Raw genomic sequence first — 20912 nt, 5'->3', positions numbered from 1 at the left:
GTCTTCAGTCCTTTTCAAAGGACTTCGCACCGTTAGCCCGGAATTCTATTCCAGGGCGAGATAGAACGGGGCGAGGAAACTGTTGATACGGTTCAAACGCTCTCTAACTAACTAGTCTACCTATCTAGACTTTAAGAAATCCCGAACAACTGCTTTGATATCTTCTTTCTTTCCATCCACACGGAAGTTCAATTCCTGCATGGTTTTATCAGAAATCAAGCCTCCAAGCTGATCCAAAACGTCTTTGAGTTCTGGGTGTTTCTGCAAGGTTTCTTGTCTGACAACTGCGGCAGCCTCATAGGGTGGGAAATAGCGTTTATCGTCTTGCAACACCGTCAGATCCAGAGTCGAAAGCAGCCCGTCAGTTGTATTGCCAGCCACGATATCCACTTGTTTATCGTTGAGCGATCGATACAAGAGTCCCAAATCCATCACTTTTGGCGGCTGAGTAAATTTGAGATTGTAATGCTTGGCAAGTCCTGGAAATCCATCTTCACGATTGAGAAATTCAGGACCAAATCCCGCCCGCCATTTTGGAGTTTGAGGCGCAGCTTGGGACAATGTTTGTAGCTTCAATCTGCGAGCATCTTCGCCTCGAATCACCATCGCAAAAGAATTATTAAAGCCAAACGGCTTTGACCAGAGCAGCTTAAAGTCGCGCTTAAATCGACTCTCGACTGTTTCACGTGTCTTTTTGGGATCGCTGTTTGCTCCAAGCTTCAAAATCGCGTTATAAGCCGTTCCCGTGTACTCGGGATAGATATCAATTTCACCTTTCTGAATTGCCGTCAAACAGATAAACGTTCCACCTAAATTCAATCGACGATCGACTTTCAAATTTGTTTTCCGCTCAATCTGCTGCGCCAGCAGTTCACCTAAAATATTCTGCTCTGTAAAGTTTTTCGAGCCAATAACAATGCGATCTCCCCCGGGCTGACAAGCCACGATCAAACCCGTTAAACAAACAGCGAGGAGTGCAAATGTAAAAAGTTTTTTCAGCTTCATTTTTTAACCGTCAATCGTCGTTCAACCCAACCTAAAATCCAATCTGCACCTAACGCCATTATTGCAGCCGGAATCGCGCCTGCAAGAATCAGTTGATTATCTACAATCGCGACTCCTCGAAAAATAAATTCTCCTAATCCTCCTGCCCCAATTGCCGATGCGATCGTTGCCAATCCAATCCCAATCACAGTTGCCAGCCGAATACCCGACAAAATCACACTCATCGCCAATGGAATTTCAACTTGTAACAGCAATTGACGATCGCTCATTCCCATGGCTCGTCCTGCTTCTCGAACAGCGGGATCGACCGAGTTAATCCCAACAAAAGTATTGCGAATAATCGGCAGCAGCGAATACAGCACCAACGCCACGATCGCAGTTTTCTCTCCAATTCCCCCAATGATCGGAATCGGCAACAGAATGCCAAACAGCGCCAGACTCGGAATCGTCTGCATCACATTGGCAAACCCCAAAATCGGTTTCGCAAGTCTCGAATATCGCGTGATCAAAATTCCCAACGGAATGCCGATGAGGATTGCGATCGCCATTGCCACTGCCACTAAAAATAAATGCTCTCCACTTCGCTGTAAAATCTCCTCGCCATACCGCGTCCAGAATTCCATCTCAATTCCTCTCAGTCTCTCGCGCTCAAAAATGCTCTGGCTTCTGGATGCTGAGATCGCTCAAATTCAGCCGGAGTCGCAATTTCTATCAACCGACCAGCTTGCATCAATCCAATCCGAGTTCCCAACTTAAACGCCTCACGGATATCATGCGTGACAAAGACGATCGTTTTCCCTAACTGCTCTTGCAACCGCTGAAACTCTCGCTGAAGTTCGACGCGCGTAATCGGATCAAGTGCCCCAAACGGCTCATCCATCAGTAACAGCGGCGGATCTGCCGCCAAAGCTCTCGCGACTCCAACCCGTTGTCTTTGTCCACCCGATAATTGATGCGGATAGCGATCGCTAATACTTTTTTCCAATCCGACGAGTTCTAACAAGTCCATCACTCTCGATCGAATCCGCTCCGGCTGCCAATTTTCCAGGACAGGCACAACTCCAATATTCTGTGCCACGCTCAAGTGCGGAAAGAGTCCAACTTCTTGAATCACATATCCAATTCGCCGCCGCAAGTGGATCGGGTTCCAAGATTGAGTCGATCGACCTTCGACTCGAACTTCTCCTTGCGTAGGGGTCAGAAGATGATTGATCAGTCTCAGGGTCGTTGTCTTTCCGCAACCACTTCGACCCAGTAAAACAATTGTTTCACCAGAAAAAATTGTAAAGCTGAGATCTGCAATCAGCAATCTCTGATTTAGTTGATAAGAAACTTGGCAGAACTCAACAACACTCATTTAAGATTCGGTTAACTTGCGTTTTTTCATTGAAATTCAGTCTAGATCACCCAGCCGGGTGAAGCCTATCAAGGAATATCCTTCTAACCTAGATTAGTCTATTCCAGCGATTGGAGTGCTACATCCTTGTTCAAGGATCACATGGCAAAACTCAACCTATCTCAGGTTGGTCACTCATTGTTCGCGATTGCGATCATCGCGATCGTGTACTACTTGAGTGCACGTTTTGCCTTGAGCATCGCCCTCCTCAATCACTGTGCTCTGGCATCTGTGCTCTATCCCCCGATTGGAATTTCACTGGCAGCTATTTTACTGATAGAACATCCTGTTTGGCTCGGTGTCTTTTCTGGTGCAGTCATGTCTGGGCGATCGCTCGATCAAGTCAATTGGCTGACAGCATTCCTAGCAGCAACGGGCAACACGCTAGAAGTTATCGTTGCGAGCCAATTGTTGAAACAAGTGGAATTTAGTAGATTACTTCGTCGTGTACGAGACGTGTTGGCATTAATTGGATGTGGAGCCGTTCTTGCCCCCACGCTGAATGCAACCATCACAACTCTGACTTCGGCTGCGATCTCCCAACCGACGGAGCTTATGAATCATTGGTTTGCAAGTTGGCTTGACCGTTCAGTTTCGATTTTGGTTTTCACACCCGCGATCGTGGTGTGGGGAAATCAAGAACTTCGTGTACCGCCCTCTTTTCGCAACAGATTAAAAAAGTTGCAGCCCGTTCTCGTGGGTCAACGGACGATCGAGTTTTACATCTGGTTAGGATTGATGGGAGTGTGGAATGGGCTAATGTTGACCACTTCAACCGGAACAGCCCCAATTGTGCAGGGAGCAGCACTGCTTTTACTGAAGTATTCACCATTTCTGTTTGTAGTTTGGGCAGCACTGCGGTTTGGACAGCAGAGAACGATGTTGTGCTTTCTGATTGCATCCTTGAGTTCGATTTGGGGACTGACCCAGATCCAGCAGGGAAATTTTCAATCTTCACTGTTTCAGATCCAGATTGCGATCGCAATCATGGCAATCATCACCCTGGTTTTAGTTGCAACGATCGCGGAGCGCAAAACAGTCGAAGCTCAACTAAGGCGCAGAATTGAACAAGATCAGTTTTTAGCTGAAAGCACATTGAGAATTCGGCAATCTTTAGATGTCAAGCAGGTTTTGAATACGACCGTCGCAGAAGTTCGAGCGTATCTGAACGCCGATCGTGCTCATATTGCTGTGTTTGATGAACAAGGGTTTACCGATGTTGTTGCCGAATCAGTTGCACCCGGATGGAACCCGATGCTAGGAACGCGATCGCCTCGACCAATCTTGGCGGATATTGCCGTTTTATTTGAGCAGCAATCTGTGCGAGTCAACCCAAATTCAGACATGACTCAGAACGAGTTTCTGAAGCTTTATTATGCAATGTATCAGGTCAAAGCAAGCATTGGAATCGCAATTTGGCAAGAAGGACGGTTGTATGGTGTGTTAAATGTGCATCAGTGCGTTGCACCGAGGAATTGGCAGGATTTTGAAATTGAATTGCTGACTCGGTTAGCGACTCAGGTAGAGTTGGCGATTCAGCAGGGACGTCTGTATGAAAAGGTGCAGGGATTTGCCAGCGGATTAGAATCTCAGGTACAGGAGCGGACTGCACAGTTGCAGCAGAAAATGATCGAATTAGAGACGTTGAATCAGGTGAAGGACACGCTGGTTCATGCGGTAAGTCATGATTTGAGAACGCCTGTGTTAGGAATGTTGATGGTTCTGAAACGGTTGCAAACGAAAGCAGAGGAAACCATTTCACTCTCGAAATCCGTGCTCGATCGCATGGTCGAAAGTGGCGATCGCCAATTAAGTTTGATTAGTTCCTTACTAGAAAATTATTCGCAGGAACCACATAAGTTGAGTTTGAATTATCAACGTGTGTCGATCGTGGAATTAGTCGATCAAACGTTACACAGATTAGAGCCATTGCTCCATCAAAATCAAATTTGCTTAGAGAAGCAGATTGCGCCTGATGTGCCACAGTTCCTAGCTGACTCAATCCAGTTACAGCGCGTGTTAGAACATCTGATTACCAATGCTATGAACCACAATCTTCCAGGCATCAATTTAGCAATTCAGGTAGAGAAGGCTGAGAATGAGATGAAATGTACGATTTCGGACAATGGAATCGGAATTCCACCCGATCAGTGCAATTTGCTGTTCGATAAGCCTTTCCTAAGAGGATCGCAAAATCATCATCGCACTGGGTTGGGATTAGGATTATTTCTTTGTAAGCAGGTGATTACAGCACATCAGGGGCGAATTGGTGTGAACTGCGAAGGGAAAGGCGCAAATTTTTGGTTTACTTTGCCTTTAGGGTAAGGACTTACGATCGTTTCTATATGAAACACGATCGTTCCTCAATTCGATGAACTTTAAAGTTTTTGAGGGATAGATTGTGTCAATGGATCATCCAAGAGTTCATCAATGCAGTTCTTCTAGAGAACTTTTTGGAGAAACGATCGAAGATGTTGCTGTTCGGTAGAAATTGCTCCAGTGATTTTTATATTTGCTGGACAGGCACGTGGGTCATTACCGCCAAACTCTTGTTTTCATCACATCAAAATGGAAATCATATGTCCAAACTGGGAGTTGCAATCGTTGAGCGATCGTAGTGGTTGTCGCATCGAAGAGGGTAATCGCTTGGTCTGGATATTGTTGAATCAGTTGAGTTGCATTTTGGTAATCCGTGATCGTCGGTTGAATGAGATCGGCACCATTGAGGATTTCATCAATGTACCGAAACCCAATACGGATTCCTAAGCGTTTTAGGATAAGACTATGCGTTTCAAGGAACACAGGATAAGAAACAAGGACAGTTAGATTTTGGGTTGCTAAGCGATCGAGTTCTGCAAGAGCTTGAGCATGATAGGTATCACTCGGATCGTAAGCGGCATAAAGTGGGCCTGTGTCAGCAAGCACGCGAGTCAAACCAAATGCTCCTGATCGAGGTTAGCAAGCACTTGATCATGTTCGATCGAGGTATTGTGATATCCACTACCTTGTTCAGCAGGAGTAATTCTTAGGCACTTCTTGGGTTGAGAGAGATAACCCCGCTCGGTCAGAAAATTTTCTAAGGCGGTTTGGAGAACATTGGGAAGATCGGTTGGGTCAGTTTGATCTTGGATATAATCGGCGATCGCTTGGGCGAGATGATCCGGTAACTCTATGTTCAGTTGCATAGGCAGAAGAGAATCGCGGTGTTATTTCATTATGGCTTGCAGTCTGAGATGTCAATACTTTATATGGGGTGTGCTTCAGAAAGTGATCGCTGTTACTTACTCCTGATTGTTCTCCAAGTTTAGAGAATTAGTTTGAAGTTCTTGAAGGATAGATTGTGTCATCGGGTCATCTGATAGCTCATCTATGCGATCGCTTTCAATGGCTTTTTGGAGGAGCGATCGAAAGTTCTTTGTCGCTTCCTGTCTCCAGTAATGGCTTTCCTCTAAGTTGGTAGACAAGATTGGTAATGATTGCAGATAAAGAGATTCTGCTTCACTACAGCGCCCTTGCAAATCGTAAAGGAGCGCCAGATTACTGGCAATCCTAGCGGTTAAGGAATAGTCAGCGGGAAACTTTTCTCGCAAAATGCTAAGTGAGCGGAGTAGGAGTGGTTCTGCCTCAGAGTACCGTCTTTGCAACCGGTAGAGCACTGCTAAGCCATTGAGATCATATACCACTTCAGGGTGGTCGATGCCCAACTGTTGTTCCAAAATTGAGAGGGATCGCACCAAGAGCGGTTCTGCCTCGCTGTAGCGTCCCTGGGAATTGTAGATCATTGCCAGATTGCCGAGGCTAGATGCCACATCAGGATGCATCGCCCCCAACTGCTGTTCCCGAATCGAGAGCGATCGTACCAAGAGTGGTTCTGCCTTACTGTAGCGTTCTTGAGAATGGTAGAGGAATGCCAGATTGCTGAGGCTGGTTGCCACATCGGGATGCATTGCTCCCAATTGTTGTTCCCAAATCGAGAGTGAACGAGCATAGAGCGGTTCTGCCTCACTGTAGCGTCCTTGGCAGTTGTAGAGGAATGCCAGATTATTGAGGCTGGCCGCCACCTTAGGATGCATTGCTCCCAATTGTTGTTCCTGAATTGAGAGGGATCTCACCAAGAGTGGCTCTGCCTCACTATAGCGTTCTTGGGAATTGTAAAGCATTGCCAGATTGCTGAGGCTAGTTGCTACATCAGGATGCATCGCTCCTAATTGTTGTTCCTGAATCGAGAGGGATCGCGCCAAGAGCGGTTCTGCCTCACTGTAGCGTCCTTGGGAATCGTAGAGTAATCCCAGATTGTTGAGACTGAGTGCCACATCAGGGTGCATCGCCCCCAACTGCTGTTCCCGAATCGAGAGCGATCTCATATGGAGTGGTTCTGCATCACTATAGCGTCCTTGGCAGTTGTAGAGAAATGCCAGATTATTGAGGCTAAGTGCCACATCCGGGTGCATTGCCCCTAACTGCTGTTCCCGAATCGAGAGTGATCTCATATGGAGCGGTTCTGCATCACTATAGCGTCCTTGTGCGGAATATAATTCTGCTATCCAATTCAGGCAAGTTGCTAGATTCAGCAATTGCTCTGGTCTTTCCAACAGTCCAGTCGCTGCTTGCAAATGAGCAATCATCACAGTCGATTCCTTGATGAGCGATCGCTCCGGCTTCTCCTTAACTCTTTCCGCCTCAGCAATCACCACCTCATAAAACTTCCGCTTCAATTTCTCCACATCTGCTCGTTGCTCTCGCTTCGACGCAAAAAATTCCCTCAACAATTGATGCAGTTGGTACATTTCTTGATCCACGCGCTTCAGCAGATTTGCACCAAGAAGCGTCTGATCGCGAAGGTCCTCCAACTCCTCCGCATCGACCTCCAGCAAACACTGTTCTACCAGCTTCCACGGAATCTCAGCCAAGGCAAACAGGCTCAAAACGGCTGCGACTTGCTGTGCAACCTCATTCAAAGATTGCCAACTCAACTCAAACGCCGCTGCAACTCCCAACGATGCCGTCATTTCCGGTTCCGCTTGCTTAAACGCTCTCGCTTCCAATCGTTTTTCTTGCAACCGTTGCCACAAAAGCTCGATCGATAAATCCCGCTTCTTCGCCAAATACCGCCCAACCAACTCCAACCCCAACGGCAAATAACCTAACCACTCACACAGTTCTTTCGATCGCGCTAACTCCTCATCAACCCGCGAATCTCCCACCAACGATCGCAATAATTCCAGCGCTTTCCCTTCCGATAACACATCAAGCTGTAATTCTTGCACCGGAGATCCGAAGCGCGATCGCGAAGTCATCAGCACTTTAAACCTAGATTCCTGTGGCGGCAGAAACGATTCAATATCCTCATACTTCTGCACATCATCAAAAATTAGCAATGCTGCTCCCTCTCGCCAGCGTCGCCAGCACCAGCGCACCTTTTCGACTAATTCGAGATCCTCTGGCGGAGTCAAATCTAAATACGATCGTACAAAGCTAATAATCTGAGTTCCGACTTCCTCACGTGCCCTCAGCCAGCACAATCCACCTGGATAAGATCCTTCGCGACAGTGTTTCCGAGCATATTGCAGCGCTAATTCTGTTTTGCCAATGCCGCCCATTCCCGCGATCGCAGAAATTGCCACCGTCGAACTTTGTTGCAACTGCTGATGAATCTGTTCAAGCTCCACCTCTCGTCCGACAAAGTTCATACTTCCATACGGCAAGTTCTGAATCAGATTTGGGGGATAAATAGGTTTTGCTCGATCGCTGATCGTCCCCGATTGCCTCGGAAATTGCGGCTGTTGATCAGGTTTAGTGCGTCCATTTTGCACCGCTTGTAAAACTAAATCCCGCGCTGATACCTCATCAACTTCGACTAAATCAACATAGACGATCGTTGCCCACATTCCAGTCAGCGAACAGCCTCCAATTCGGATGGGAATGAGCGATCGCTTCTCCCCCGTTGGATCTTGTGCAAAAGCTGATGCCCATTCAGGCTGGGTAAATTGCGAACTGAGATAGTTTTCAGATAAAACCGCGATCGTTCGTTCTGCCTCGGATGCTGCTCGTTGCATATCCAGCACAAAATTCCCACCTGGACGAAAATCCCAGGCTTGAATCACGACAGTATATCCCGATTCTTCCAAGAGCCAAGCAATCCACTCAGCCCAAGCTTTGTCATGCCGATTGTAGCTGACAAAAAAATCCTTCTTTTCGTCCGTACTCATCGGGGCAACTCAGAGACAACACTGTTTCTTTTCTACCGCAGAAGAAGTCCGGAGTCCGCGAATTGTCACAGCTCCTTTAGAAACGATTTATTTTGCTGCTTGAATCTTCTGGATCTGCTGAGTGAAATAATCAACTCGATAATTAATTTGTTTCGCAACTTCTAACCCTTGCTGAAATGCCTTTGCAGCCTCCCCTGGCGCATTTCGTTGCAGTTGAATCTGACCAATCTGATCTAGCGCATCCATCACTCCATAGGTGTCATACGCCTGCTGCTGCACACCCGCTAAATAGTTATAAACCTGAAGTGCTGCCTCTAATCGATTGTTCGATCGATAAAGCACCCCTAATTTTTTCAACGCATCACTCGCATATGCCAACTGTCCCAAAGGCTGTGCAAGCTCAAATGCATCCTGATATACCCTTTCTGCCGCATCTAATTGCTGGCTCGCAACAAAATTATCTCCCTGTCTGATCTTCAAAGCCGGAACGAACAAAGCTTGCTGCGGATTCTTTTGATAAATCTCAATCAACTGCTGCTGATACGTCACCGCTTGAGCTGATTGCTTAGCTTGTTCGTGAATGTAAGCAAGCTGAGCTAAATTTGTCACAATGTTAGGCGCATCATTGCGCGATCGCGCCAATTGCAAAAGCTCCTCATACGTCGCGATCGCAGGTGGATAATCAAACCAGCTTAAATGCAATTGTCCGATCGTATTGAGTAAGCTCACTTCTGCCACGGAGTCTTTTCGCGTTCGGGCTTCACTCAACATTTGCTGATAGACTTCCAGCGCCAGTCCCGGCGATCGCACTTGTTGATAAGCAATACCCAACGCAGGGAAAATCTGAGCGCGATCGGGCAGACTGACCTGCTGTTGATTTTGCAGCGGTCTTTGAACTTGGGTTTGAATCGCGGACAGACGATTGGTAATCACTCGGACTTGGGGATTTAGATTTTGTCGCCAAGCGATGTCTCCTACTCGACCCAAAGCCTGCACTTCTTCTAAAAATCCCAGCGCCCGTCTGAGTCTTAATTCTCGGTTCCAAATTTCAAACGATCCTAGAACATCTCCAGCCCGTAGTTTTGCGATCGCTTGTGTATTTAATTCATCTAATGCTTTGCGTAACGTTTGGCGTTCTGGCTCCGACAAAGGGCGATTTAGCCCTCCAGGCAACAGCGGATCAGGAGCCGTCAACTCCAGCGGATTCGGCGGAAATTTATCCGGTTGTTTGGGCGGTTCAGCCGCATTCACACTGAAGGTCAATGAAACAACTCCGGCAATTGCCATTCCACTGAAGCCCCACCAGTCAAATCTTGTCATAAATTTATCTCTAGAAGCGATCACCCTATCTACTTAATAGAATTCCAGACTCTGGAAAAGTTTCAGCCAAAAATTTGCGATTTGCTGGAATTAAACGAAAATTCATAATTTCCGCGCACTGAAGATTTTACAGTTAGGCTTAAGATTTGTACTGGACTAGATGCGAAAATCGATCGCGCTATTTCTTGATGAATTTATCCATTTGGTTTGGGTGAGGAATCTGTGAGAGTTTTGGTTGTTGGCAATGGTGGGCGAGAACATGCCCTAGCTTGGAAGTTCTTGCAGTCCCCGCAAGTGCAACAGGTGGTCTGTGTTCCGGGAAATGGCGGGACGGCTTCTCTGAAGAATTGCCGAAATTTAGCGCTTTCTGTAGATGACTTTGAAGGTATTGCCCGATATGCCTTAGTCAACAACATTGGAATGATCGTTGTCGGGCCAGAATTACCGCTATCGCTCGGCATTACAGATTATCTCAAAGCGCAGGAATTAACCGTCTTTGGACCAACCCGAGAGGGGGCACAAATCGAGTCGAGTAAAGCCTGGGCAAAAGACTTGATGAAAGCCGCAGGCATTCCCACTGCGCGGGCAGAAGTTTTCACAGACGCAGAATCTGCGATCGCTTATATCCGCTCTCAAGGAGCGCCGATCGTGATCAAAGCCGATGGCTTAGCTGCCGGAAAAGGCGTCACCGTTGCTATGACGCTCGAACAAGCTGAAACTGCGGTCACTGCTTGTTTCTCCGGACAATTTGGCGCAGCAGGTAGCCAAGTCGTGATCGAAGAATATCTGCAAGGTGAAGAAGTTTCGATTCTAGCCGTCACCGATGGTCTAACGATTCGTCCCTTATTGCCCGCTCAAGACCATAAGCGAATTGGCGAGAACGATACTGGCGAGAATACAGGCGGCATGGGGGCTTACGCTCCAGCCCCGATCGTCACTCCAGACTTAAAACAGCGCATTCAAACAGAAATCCTGGAGCCAGCCATTCAAGCGTTGCGCGATCGCAATATCGATTATCGAGGCATCCTCTACGCTGGATTGATCATCACACCCGAAGGCGATCCGAAAGTGATCGAATTTAACTGTCGATTTGGCGACCCCGAAACTCAAGTCGTTCTGCCTTTACTAGAAACGCCGCTGGAAAAACTGCTCTATGCCTGTGCCAAGCAGAAATTAGCAAACTTTCCAGAGATCGAATGGAAATCAGGAGCAGCAACTTGCGTAGTGATTGCTTCAGAAGGATATCCCGGCAATTATCCGAAAGGCTTGCCGATCAACGGAATTACAGCCGCAGAAGAGACGGGTGCAGCCGTCTTCCATGCCGGAACCCAAATGAAGAATCAACAAATCGTCACAGATGGAGGTCGCGTGTTTGGTGTAACGGCGATCGCAGACACCTTTGACCAGTCGATCGAGCAGGCGTATCGAGCCGTCGATCAAATTCAATTCGAGGGGATGTACTTCCGTCGAGACATCGCGCACCGAGTCCGAGGAAAAAGTATGTGAAGCGGTAGTTTTTCAACATCCCTGTGAGCAGTTTGACAGTGGGGAGTAGGGAGTCACCTAGACTTACTCCCTACTCCCCACTCTTTTTGGGACTTACAACTCCACCAGAATTGCTATCGTTTTATACCGCGTTCCACTTCCGAAATTTCGCGGCACTGCATCACTTAGGCAAAAGTTTCAGATTCCCTAAACACAGTAAGATTAAAAGACAGTAAGGCGTGAAACAAACTATTAAGTTTCAACCTTCGTTCTTCATTCTTTAGAATCTGCCCGTGTCCTCCTTTATCACACCGATTCGAGACGTTTTACGACGCTGGTGGTCAGGATTTAGCCTCCAGACAAAACTGATGGCGGCGGCAACTTTAGTCGTTTCGATCGTCATGAGCGGTCTCACATTTTGGGCAGTCAATACGATCCAGCTCGATGCCCGAATGAATGACACTCGCTTCGGCAGTGATTTAGGCTTGTTATTAGCCGCCAACGTTGCGCCATTGGTGAATGAAGAAAATCGCACCGAACTGGCTCAATTCTCGCATCGGTTTTATGGCAGCACTTCTAGCATTCGCTACATGCTCTATGCCGATGCCGATGGCAATATTTTCTTCGGCATTCCTTTCTCGGATTCCGAGGTTCAAAATTCCCTAACCATTCAGCGCAAAATTCAACTGCCTGAAGACTTTAATGAACGCACCAATCGTCCCATGGTGCGTCAGCACATTACGCCGGATGGTGAAGTCACCGATGTGTTTGTGCCCTTGGTTTTTGAGAACAAATACTTAGGCGTTTTAGCGATCGGAACCAATCCCAATCCAACCGTTGTCACCTCATCGCATTTAACGCGAGACGTCACGATCGCGGTTTTCGTCTCAATCTGGGTGATGGTCATTCTTGGTGCAGTCTTCAACGCGCTGCAAATTACTAAACCGATTCGGGAACTCGTGATCGGCGTGAGAAACATCGCTAAAGGAAATTTCAAACAACGAGTCGAACTGCCTGTTGGCGCAGGCGTGGAACTGAGCGAACTGATTGCCAGCTTTAATGACATGGCAGAACGCTTAGAACGCTATGAAGAACAGAACATTGAGGAATTGACCGCCGAGAAAGCAAAGCTTGAGACTTTGATTTCGACGATCGCAGATGGAGCCGTTCTGCTCGATGCCAACATGCGGATTGTTCTTGCCAACCCCACCGCACGGAGAATCTTTGGCTGGGAGAACAAAGCGATCGAAAGCGAAAACGCCATGTATTTCTTCCCGGTTGCCGTTCAAGTCGAACTGACGCGCCCGCTCTTTCAAATGGCGCGTGGCGAATTGCGAGAAGAAGCAGAATTTCGGATTACCGCGATCGAGCCGAATAACCGGACGCTGAGAATTCTTTTAAATGCCGTCGTCGATCCAGTCCGAGACAACGTGAAAGGAATTGCGGTGACGGTGCAAGACATTACCCGCGAAGTTGAACTGAATGAAGCAAAAAGTCAATTTATCAGCAATGTCTCGCACGAACTGAGAACGCCATTATTCAACATCAAGTCGTTTATTGAAACGCTCTACGAATACGGCGACGAACTCAGCGAAACTCAGAAGCTCGAATTTTTGGAAACCGCAAATCGAGAAACAGATCGCTTAACTCGCCTGGTTAACGATGTTTTAGATCTGTCTCGCCTCGAATCCTGCAAGATTTATCAATTTGAAGCGATCGACTTAGTACAACCGATCGAACAAATTCTCAGAACTTACCAACTCAACGCCAAAGACAAAGGCATTGAACTGATTAAAGATATTGAACCCGATCTGCCGCCTGTGTTTGGGCATTACGATCTGTTGCTGCAAGTCTTTGCGAATCTCGTGGGCAACGCTTTGAAGTTCACCGAGGCGGGTGGAAAAGTCGCCCTGCGCGCCTACTCTTTAAGATCATCTGAAGATCAAGTCCAGCAGTTCGTGAGAGTTGAAATCGGTGACACTGGCATTGGAATTGATGGCGCAGATCAAGAAGCAATCTTCGATCGCTTCTTCCGAGTCGAAAACCGAGTCCATACCTTAGAAGGAACAGGCTTAGGACTATCGATCGTCAAAAATATTATTGAGCGTCATCGGAGCCATGTCCGCCTCGTCAGCGAAGTCGGCTGTGGCACAACCTTCTGGTTTGATTTGGTGGTGTTTCAGGAGAATCCTGAGTTTGAAGAAATGTCAGTCACTCTGGACAGTCCAGCACTCCTTCAATCAAAACCAGGATAGATGCACAGCCGGACTTAGACCTTCAAGAAGCTGTAAATCGTTTGAGTTGTCAGCAAGTCACAGATCGTAGAAGGCAGACGATGTAACGGGAAGGTTTGACGATCGAGTTGAATCTGGAGTCCAACTAATGGATCACTTCCAGGTGAAACGAGGAACTCCATCTTCTCTAGAGACAGGCCCATCGTAATTTGATCCAACATATCGGCAACAGCGATCGTAAACGGATGCTGCGCAGACTTGTACCACTCGGCATCAGCGGCGATTTCATGCTCAAAGCCTAAATTGATGATCAATGACGATCGATCAAACAGCGCGAGCGCCATCGGTCGAGTTTCTTCCTGTAACATCAAATCCCGAGCTTTCGCCACATGCCGTAATTTCTCAAGCAGCGCATACCGCTCGGTCACAGAATTCAGATCATCTCTTAAATTGATCGAAATGGTTGCTAAGTAAGTGCGAAGAAATAAATGCCCTAATTTTTCTGCTTTCGTCGCCAAATAGCCAGAATTGTAAGTCGTCGCTTCTGTTAATAAAGGAACGCGATCGATCATTTCCAATCCATAGCCTTTAAGTCCTGCAATCTTGCGCGGATTATTGGTGACTAGACGAATCTGTTTTACCCCCAGATCGTTCAAGATCTGAGCGCCCACTCCGTAATCCCGCAAATCTGCTGGAAATCCTAGCTTTTCATTGGCTTCAACGGTATCGAGTCCCATGTCTTGCAGCGAGTAGGCTTTCAGCTTATTCACTAAGCCAATCCCTCGCCCTTCTTGTCTCAAATACACGACGACACCGGAACCGTTATGCTCAATCATCTTCAATGCAGCTTCCAGTTGCACTCGGCAATCGCAGCGCAATGACCCTAAAGAATCACCAGTCAAACATTCTGAATGGACGCGCACCATCACAGGCTGGTTTGAAAACTCGGCGGGATCACCTTTGACGATCGCCACATGCTCTGTATTGTCGAGCAGATTCCGATAGCCATAAATCTTAAAGTGCCCAAATTGGGAAGGTAAATCAGCAACCGTTTCTCGATGTACAAATCGTTCATGCTTTAACCGATAGCTGATCAGATCGGCGATGCTGATAATTTTTAAATCATGCTCACGGGCGTAGTCGATGAGCTGTGGCAACCTTGCCATCGATCCATCTGGGTTTTGAATTTCACAGATCACACCCGCCGGATATAAACCTGCCAAGAGAGATAAATCGACCGCTGCCTCAGTATGTCCTGCACGTTTCAGAACACCGCCGCTGCGTGCGCGGATCGGGAAGATGTGTCCAGGACGACGTAAATCAGTCGGACGCGTGTCGGGATCAAGAACAGCCTGGATTGTTTTAGCGCGATCGTCGGCGGAAATCCCGGTCGTGACGCCGATCCGAGGAGACGCATCAATACTGACAGTGAAAGCCGTCTGATTCGTATCCGTATTTTCTCGAACCATTAAAGGGATATCTAGCTCATCGAGCCGTTCTCCCGTCATAGCGAGACAGATCAGACCTCTAGCATAAACTGCCATGAAATTAATCATGTCAGCCGTGGCAAACTGCGCGGCGCAGATGACATCCCCCTCGTTCTCCCGGTTCTCATCATCGACAACAACGATCGCTTTTCCGATTTTCAAGTCGGCGAGGGCATCATCGATCGAATCGAAGGTAAACGGTTGGGTATAGGTTGGTTGAGACGATTTAACAGAGAAGTTCAAGGCGACCACACCGTAAAGTTTCTTGAAGCGGACTTATCTTTGATTGTAATTCTTTTGACTACGGAACTCATCGTCTAATTGTAATTCTTTTTACGCAGAGGGATGGGCAGGAGGCAAGCATCGCACGCTACACTTCTAAAAATCAATACGTAGGATATTGTACAGATCCGTAAGATTTATGAGAAAACCAGTGAGTATTCACATTCGTCAATTCTCTGAAGTCGTATCGAGCGAAGCAGTTTTGATTGAAGTGTGACCATAGATTAAAAATGCAAGTGTAACGGCTGAAATCTGTCGAGATCGGCTTTGAGAATTTCACGATCGGCATTACAATGCAGCAAACATTAAGGTGATTCACAGAAGGTCGAAGGCTATGGGTGATTCAGAACGGATCTCCGTCGGGATTATAGGCGCATCAGGTTACGGAGGAGTTCAACTCGTTCGCCTGTTGCTGGATCATCCGCGCCTGGAGTTGGCTTATTTGGGCGGCGATAGTACTGCGGGACAGGATTTCTCTGCTCAGTATCCTCATCTTTTTTACGCAGTACAACAGCCGATCGAAGCAATTGATCTCGATAAAATTGCTGAACGTTGCGATGTCGTTTTTCTTTCTTTGCCAAATGGTTTGGCACTGAAGATGGCTCCAACGTTGCTAGAGCGCGGCTGTAAGGTTTTGGATCTGTCAGCCGACTATCGTTTTGCGGATTTGTCAGTTTACAAGCAGTGGTATGGCGGCGATCGTACCGATGATGCCGTCGCTGAAACGGCAGTCTATGGCTTGCCGGAGTTGTATCGCGATCGCATTGCTGGAGCGAATTTAGTCGGTTGCCCGGGATGTTATCCGACCGCAAGTTTGTTGGCGTTGTCTCCTTTGCTAAAGCAGGGATTGGTTGATCCAGGAACTGCAATTATTGATGCGAAGTCTGGGACTTCTGGCGGCGGGCGAGTTCCCAAGACTGGCTTCCTACTCGCCGAGGCGGATAATTCGCTGGGGGCTTACGGTGTGGCGCGGCATCGTCATACCCCAGAGATTGAGCAGATTTGTAGCGATCTGACCGGGCATGATGTGCTTGTTCAGTTCACACCGCATTTAATCCCAATGGTGCGCGGGATTTTATCCACGGTTTATGCAACGTTGCGCGATCCAGGATTGGTGCGGGATGATTTGCTGACAATTTATGGGGCATTTTATCGATCGTCACCTTGGGTGAAGTTGTTGCCCAGTGGAACCTATCCGCAGACCAAATGGGCATGTGGAACAAATCTTTGCTATATCGGCATTGAAGTCGATCAACGAACGGGCAGAGTGATTGTCATGTCCGCGATCGACAATCTAATGAAGGGACAGGCAGGGCAGGCAATTCAATGTCTCAACATCATGATGGGATGGGATGAAACTCTAGGATTGCCGAAGTACAGCTTTTATCCTTAATGCAGTGCTAGGTGAACTCTATCAATCAAGACATTATTCGGAAGTTGGATGATCTTTAAACAAGCGATCGTGTTGTGGATCATAAAGTCGCGATCGCGCGTTTAAATTCACGCCTTCAGACCCATAAGGAACAGTTGCAGCACTCAAGGCAGGACTAATCACATAAAGGGTTGTCCGAATTAGATTTTCCTGTTGGGTCACTTCTGCCATTTGAGCAAGGGGAACGACTCGAATTTTTTCATCTTCCCAACCTAAGCGAAAACAAATTGCAACCAGCGTTTCGGCTGAATAGTGTTGCAGAAGTTTGTGCTGAGCAGTTTCAACATGGCGCGCACTGAGATAGAGACAAAGCGTTGAGCGATGGGCTGCCAATGACGAAAGTTCTTCGGATTCTGGTACCTGAGTCCGTCCGCTAATGCGAGTCAGAATGATCGACTGCACTAAGCCTGGAACGGTAAATTCAACTCGCAACCGCGCAGCCGCTAACTGATAAACACTAATGCCTGGAATGACTTCAAACGGAATATCCGCATCAAATAGTGCCTGCATTTGTTCTTGGATAGCACTGTAAAGACAAGGATCGCCGGAATGAAGCCGGATCACCGATTTGTGCGATCGCACTCGATCAATCAGAATCGGCAAAATCTCTTCTAAAGTCTTATCTGCTGTCGGAATCACCTCAGCATCAGCCCGAATCCCCTCAAGAATTTGAAGAGGAACTAAGGAATCAGCGAATACGATCGTATCTGCCTGAGCTAAAAGTTTTTGCGCTTTTACCGTCAGTAAATCGGGATCGCCTGGTCCTGCACCGACAATATAAACTGCGGGAGAGAGAGGGATATCATCCATAGCAATTTTCACCGCGAAAAAGCAACGATCGCATTCTGTCCCCCGAATCCAAAACTAAAACACAGAACATTTTCTAATTTTGCGGTCTGAGCCGATCGCGCGATCGCTAACTCAAACTCCAATTCTCGCAAACCTACATTCGGTGGCACAATTTGCTCTTGCAAAGCCATCAAACAAAACGCCGCTCCCAAAGCACCCGATCCACCCAAAGTATGTCCGGTCGCTCCCTTCGTCGAACTGACCCAAACCGAATCGGAAAAACAGCGCTGAATTAACTGGGCTTCATTGCGATCGTTCAATTGGGTAGACGTTCCATGAGCGTGAATGTAGTCAATCTCTTGGGGTCGAAGCTGACTCCGCTCCAAACAGTGTTGAACCGCAGCGATCGCGGCTCGGCTCTCAGGTTCCGGCGCGCTGACATGATACCCATCCGCTGTCAGTCCAGCCCCCAAAATTCGTCCATAGATTTGGGCATTTCTTTGAGCGGCTAACTCCGCCGACTCCAAAATCAAAACTGCCCCGCCTTCTCCTAATACTAAGCCTTGTCGATCTACATCGAACGGAAACGCTCCCTCTCTCGCTAAGGCTCCCATCCGTTCAAATCCAATCAGGGTCAGAGGAGTAATGGGTGCTTCGATCGCTCCACAAATGACACGATCGCACTGTCTACTGCGAATCAATTCCGCCGCGCGCGCGATCGCCCAAAGTCCAGTCGCACAGGCGGCCATCGGAGCCAACACAATCCCTTGAGAGCCGACCATCTGAGCCGTCGCGATCGCCGCCACATTGGGCAACGTATTCAACCAGTTTGATATCTCCCCTTGCCCTGCCGCTAACTTTTCCCACTGCATCTGGTTGCCACGACTTGACCCCAGCACAATCCCACAGTCCAACAAAGGTGATTCTAATCCTGCATCCTCGATCGCATCTGCTACAACCTGTCGCGTCAACGTTAAAATCTCACTCGGCTGTTGTTCAATCAATGCGATGGGTTTCGGCTCCACACACGAAAAAGGCTGGTAGAACTGAATGCCTGATCGCATTTCTACCAACCCTTTCCAACTCGACATTAGATTTCCCAACGCTGAGACTAAACCAATCCCAGTAACAACGACATCCATTGAGTAGTTCGCAAGGTTAAACGTGAAAAACGAAGTTGGGGAATGAAGAAACCACTCCCAACTCTTCATTTTCTCACTAGGGTGAAGTCGTCGGACTTGGAGAAGGACTTGCGCTTGGACTCGCCGCTGGACTCGCCGAACCTCCCTTTAAATTTTCTAATCCCTGAGTGACCTTCGCAGATTCAATACGATCGCCCTGTTGAATCTTATCCACCGTCTCCATTCCCTGGGTCACATATCCAAACACGGCATAATCGCCATCTAGGAATTGCAAATCTGCCAACGCGACATAGAACTGTGATGAAGCCGAATCCGGAGACTGCGATCGCGCCATCGCGACTGCTCCACGAGTATGTCTAAGTTTCGGTGGAACATTCACCCCAGCTTCTCTAAATGTACGGCTATAAATCGGCTCTTTTGCATCTCGGGGCGTAATTTCCAATGGAATGTCTCGCGGTTGCTGAGTTGCTGGATCAATAAATCCACCTGTTCCCAAACGATCGAGCGGTACATTCGGATTCTTACTTTGAGGATCGCCACCCTGCACTACAAACGGTTGAGGTTCCCGCACTACACGATGAAACACCAATCCGTCATAAACCTTGCGGTTTACCAAATCGACAAAGTTTCCGGCTGTAATCGGTGCACTGGTTCCATCTAATTCCATTGTGATGGGCGCACCTTTCACCGTCATCACCACGGTTGCTTTTCCTTCTAAGCGAGGCAGTGTCGTTGCCGTTGGCGAACTTGTTGCTGGTGTAGAAGGGCTTGGAGTAGGCGATCCGGTTGGAGCGGCAGAAGTTTCCGGTTGAGAATTACACCCAACTAAGGCAAACATTGTGATGACCAATAAACATACAAGCCAATTCTGGAGTTTTGTCTGCATTTCTAGATACCTATTCCAACAAAAAGCCAACTAACATCTTACGCACATTCGCGCAAATGAAGCATAAAAAAGCTTGTAGATTCCACACCCACAAGCTTTTCTATACATTCATCAGTTTCTATCAACAGAATTCATCATCTGTAAGCTGCGTCAACGTTTGCTACAGCATCGTAAATCCGCCCTTATAAACCTTCTAAGGGAACACTTAAAAACTTCGCCAATCCTGCTGCTTCGTTCTCTAATTCTGCTAGTGTCATCGGCTGTCCGACGCGAGTCAAAGGAATATCGCGCATTCCTTTCACTTTCAAGTACAGCGATCGTCGAGGATTGACCCCTTCTCTCAGCGTCACTTTCACTGCCTGAACATCCGAAGTCTTCAAATCAACTTCAACCTTACGATCTTTTCCAGGAAAACCCCAGCGAAAGATTTTGACTTCGCCTTTCTCTTTGTTAAATTCGTTGTAACCGCCGCCTAAATCCCAAGAAATCGTCAACCATAAATAGGTTGCCAACAATAATCCAGCCGTGCCATAAAAGCCCATCACGAGTCCTTGCGGCACGAAGACAAGCTGAGTCGGATCAGAAAACGGCAAAAAATTCGTTTTGGTATAGCTAGAAATTGAAGCTAGGAAGAATCCAGTCGCTCCTACTGAAACAACCGTTGCCCAAAAATAGTTACTGAACCGCCGCGCACCTAAGACTGGCTGCCTCAAAACAAGGCTTTCTGAAGATGATGTGGTTTGTGCCGCCATAGCGCTTTTACTACCTAAAAAACTTACAAAATCTCAAATTCATTGATCGCGTCAAACCGTATCCCAGCCCGATCTACAATCTTACAGACAATCTTAATTAGTATACCGCCTGCAACACTTCGTTAAGTACAAGTAAACATAAGTATAGTTACTCATTGACAATCGAGCGTTCTCATAAAGCGATTCAAAGACTGAAATGCTGAAAAGCCTGATTTGTTTAGCGATCGCAAAAAAGTACAAAAAAATTATGCTGAGATTCGACGTGTCGGTTTGTAAATTTTCTAATTTCTCTTATTATATATAGGCATATAAACTCGTTCACTCTAGACAGCCAGCAGTTTTTATTAAGCTAGAGGATTTTGATTCATGACCATCGCAGTAGGTCGCGCGCCGCAGAGAGGAGTCTTTGACGCTCTCGATGACTGGCTCAAACGCGACAGATTCGTCTTCGTCGGTTGGTCGGGCATCCTGCTCTTCCCCTGTGCCTTCCTGG

Annotated in this window: 16 protein-coding genes and 1 pseudogene; 5 read left to right on the top strand and 12 right to left on the bottom strand. The window is 47.4% G+C overall.

The window, feature by feature from the left end; all coding sequences use genetic code 11:
* Positions 1–120: 120 nt before the first annotated feature.
* The 3 genes from J0L70_RS24385 to J0L70_RS24375 are packed head-to-tail and all read right to left on the bottom strand — an operon-like array spanning position 121 to position 2362.
* Positions 121–1005, bottom strand: coding sequence for a glycine betaine ABC transporter substrate-binding protein (locus tag J0L70_RS24385; protein WP_017288944.1), 885 nt, complete (start codon positions 1003–1005; stop codon positions 121–123).
* Positions 1002–1628 (bottom strand): ABC transporter permease, encoded by a 627-nt coding sequence (locus tag J0L70_RS24380; RefSeq protein WP_268242667.1) that lies wholly within the window; start codon positions 1626–1628, stop codon positions 1002–1004. Before J0L70_RS24380 ends, J0L70_RS24385 begins: the two co-directional genes overlap by 4 nt.
* Positions 1629–1639: 11 nt before the next feature.
* The gene (locus J0L70_RS24375) at positions 1640–2362 is read right to left on the bottom strand and encodes an ATP-binding cassette domain-containing protein (RefSeq protein WP_287456259.1); all 723 of its coding nucleotides are present in this window, start codon (positions 2360–2362) and stop codon (positions 1640–1642) included.
* A gap of 141 nt (positions 2363–2503) precedes the next feature.
* Here J0L70_RS24375 and J0L70_RS24370 point away from each other — a divergent pair, with 141 nt between their 5' ends.
* Positions 2504–4726 carry a sensor histidine kinase gene (locus J0L70_RS24370; protein WP_287456258.1) on the top strand — a complete coding sequence of 741 codons (2223 nt, stop codon included), beginning with the start codon at positions 2504–2506 and terminating at the stop codon, positions 4724–4726.
* 210 nt (positions 4727–4936) lie between these two features.
* On the opposite strand, the gene J0L70_RS24365 is transcribed toward J0L70_RS24370, so the two are convergent.
* The 4 genes from J0L70_RS24365 to J0L70_RS24350 form a co-directional block, all read right to left on the bottom strand.
* Positions 4937–5335: a type II toxin-antitoxin system VapC family toxin gene (locus tag J0L70_RS24365; RefSeq protein ID WP_287456257.1), complete on the bottom strand. Its 399-nt coding sequence runs from the start codon at positions 5333–5335 to the stop codon at positions 4937–4939.
* On the bottom strand, positions 5332–5586 hold the full coding sequence (locus J0L70_RS24360; protein ID WP_287456256.1) for a hypothetical protein: 255 nt from the start codon (positions 5584–5586) through the stop codon (positions 5332–5334). The genes J0L70_RS24365 and J0L70_RS24360 overlap by 4 nt, the downstream gene beginning before the upstream one ends.
* 96 nt (positions 5587–5682) lie before the next feature.
* The gene (locus J0L70_RS24355; RefSeq protein WP_287456255.1) at positions 5683–8610 is read right to left on the bottom strand and encodes a tetratricopeptide repeat protein; all 2928 of its coding nucleotides are present in this window, start codon (positions 8608–8610) and stop codon (positions 5683–5685) included.
* A gap of 87 nt (positions 8611–8697) precedes the next feature.
* A complete protein-coding gene (locus J0L70_RS24350) occupies positions 8698–9930 on the bottom strand; it encodes a tetratricopeptide repeat protein (protein WP_287456254.1) in 1233 nt (410 codons plus the stop codon).
* Between the two features lie 222 nt (positions 9931–10152).
* On the opposite strand from J0L70_RS24350, the gene purD reads away from it, so the two are divergent.
* Positions 10153–11436 carry a phosphoribosylamine--glycine ligase gene (purD, locus tag J0L70_RS24345; protein WP_017288952.1) on the top strand — a complete coding sequence of 428 codons (1284 nt, stop codon included), beginning with the start codon at positions 10153–10155 and terminating at the stop codon, positions 11434–11436.
* Between the two features lie 272 nt (positions 11437–11708).
* Entirely contained in the window at positions 11709–13670 is a 1962-nt protein-coding gene (gene nblS / locus J0L70_RS24340; RefSeq protein ID WP_036044704.1) for a two-component system sensor histidine kinase NblS, read from the top strand.
* A gap of 14 nt (positions 13671–13684) precedes the next feature.
* Here the strand turns inward: nblS and ribBA are convergent, their stop codons facing one another.
* Positions 13685–15388, bottom strand: coding sequence for a bifunctional 3,4-dihydroxy-2-butanone-4-phosphate synthase/GTP cyclohydrolase II (gene ribBA / locus J0L70_RS24335; RefSeq protein WP_017288954.1), 1704 nt, complete (start codon positions 15386–15388; stop codon positions 13685–13687).
* A gap of 364 nt (positions 15389–15752) precedes the next feature.
* Here ribBA and argC point away from each other — a divergent pair, with 364 nt between their 5' ends.
* The gene (gene argC, locus J0L70_RS24330) at positions 15753–16811 is read left to right on the top strand and encodes an N-acetyl-gamma-glutamyl-phosphate reductase (protein ID WP_287456253.1); all 1059 of its coding nucleotides are present in this window, start codon (positions 15753–15755) and stop codon (positions 16809–16811) included.
* A gap of 33 nt (positions 16812–16844) precedes the next feature.
* Here argC and cobM read toward each other — a convergent pair whose 3' ends face one another.
* From cobM to J0L70_RS24310, 4 genes are all read right to left on the bottom strand, one after another.
* Complete coding sequence (gene cobM / locus J0L70_RS24325) at positions 16845–17660, bottom strand: precorrin-4 C(11)-methyltransferase (protein WP_268242663.1); 816 nt, start codon at positions 17658–17660, stop codon at positions 16845–16847.
* Between the two features lie 8 nt (positions 17661–17668).
* Complete coding sequence (locus J0L70_RS24320; protein WP_287456252.1) at positions 17669–18781, bottom strand: beta-ketoacyl-ACP synthase; 1113 nt, start codon at positions 18779–18781, stop codon at positions 17669–17671.
* A gap of 76 nt (positions 18782–18857) precedes the next feature.
* A complete protein-coding gene (locus J0L70_RS24315; protein WP_051077806.1) occupies positions 18858–19667 on the bottom strand; it encodes a peptidylprolyl isomerase in 810 nt (269 codons plus the stop codon).
* 182 nt (positions 19668–19849) lie between these two features.
* Positions 19850–20419 carry a photosystem I assembly protein Ycf4 gene (locus tag J0L70_RS24310; protein WP_287456251.1) on the bottom strand — a complete coding sequence of 190 codons (570 nt, stop codon included), beginning with the start codon at positions 20417–20419 and terminating at the stop codon, positions 19850–19852.
* 366 nt (positions 20420–20785) lie between these two features.
* Between J0L70_RS24310 and J0L70_RS24305 the strand changes: the two are divergent.
* A pseudogene (locus J0L70_RS24305) lies at positions 20786–20912 on the top strand (photosystem II D2 protein (photosystem q(a) protein)); the annotation flags it as partial.

Source organism: Leptolyngbya sp. UWPOB_LEPTO1 (assembly GCF_017302695.1).
Lineage (GTDB): Bacteria > Cyanobacteriota > Cyanobacteriia > Leptolyngbyales > Leptolyngbyaceae > Leptolyngbya > Leptolyngbya boryana.
This window is presented reverse-complemented; position numbering and strand designations above follow the sequence as displayed.

What these genes read in the sequence shown, in the direction of transcription:
- J0L70_RS24385 (WP_017288944.1), bottom strand. Translation starts at nt 1,005, where the DNA reads ATGAAGCTGAAAAAACTTTTTACATTTGCACTCCTCGCTGTTTGTTTA.
- J0L70_RS24380 (WP_268242667.1), bottom strand. Translation starts at nt 1,628, where the DNA reads ATGGAATTCTGGACGCGGTATGGCGAGGAGATTTTACAGCGAAGTGGA.
- J0L70_RS24375 (WP_287456259.1), bottom strand. Translation starts at nt 2,362, where the DNA reads ATGAGTGTTGTTGAGTTCTGCCAAGTTTCTTATCAACTAAATCAGAGA.
- J0L70_RS24370 (WP_287456258.1), top strand. Translation starts at nt 2,504, where the DNA reads ATGGCAAAACTCAACCTATCTCAGGTTGGTCACTCATTGTTCGCGATT.
- J0L70_RS24360 (WP_287456256.1), bottom strand. Translation starts at nt 5,586, where the DNA reads ATGCAACTGAACATAGAGTTACCGGATCATCTCGCCCAAGCGATCGCC.
- J0L70_RS24355 (WP_287456255.1), bottom strand. Translation starts at nt 8,610, where the DNA reads ATGAGTACGGACGAAAAGAAGGATTTTTTTGTCAGCTACAATCGGCAT.
- J0L70_RS24350 (WP_287456254.1), bottom strand. Translation starts at nt 9,930, where the DNA reads ATGACAAGATTTGACTGGTGGGGCTTCAGTGGAATGGCAATTGCCGGA.
- argC (WP_287456253.1), top strand. Translation starts at nt 15,753, where the DNA reads ATGGGTGATTCAGAACGGATCTCCGTCGGGATTATAGGCGCATCAGGT.
- cobM (WP_268242663.1), bottom strand. Translation starts at nt 17,660, where the DNA reads ATGGATGATATCCCTCTCTCTCCCGCAGTTTATATTGTCGGTGCAGGA.
- J0L70_RS24320 (WP_287456252.1), bottom strand. Translation starts at nt 18,781, where the DNA reads ATGGATGTCGTTGTTACTGGGATTGGTTTAGTCTCAGCGTTGGGAAAT.
- J0L70_RS24315 (WP_051077806.1), bottom strand. Translation starts at nt 19,667, where the DNA reads ATGCAGACAAAACTCCAGAATTGGCTTGTATGTTTATTGGTCATCACA.
- J0L70_RS24310 (WP_287456251.1), bottom strand. Translation starts at nt 20,419, where the DNA reads ATGGCGGCACAAACCACATCATCTTCAGAAAGCCTTGTTTTGAGGCAG.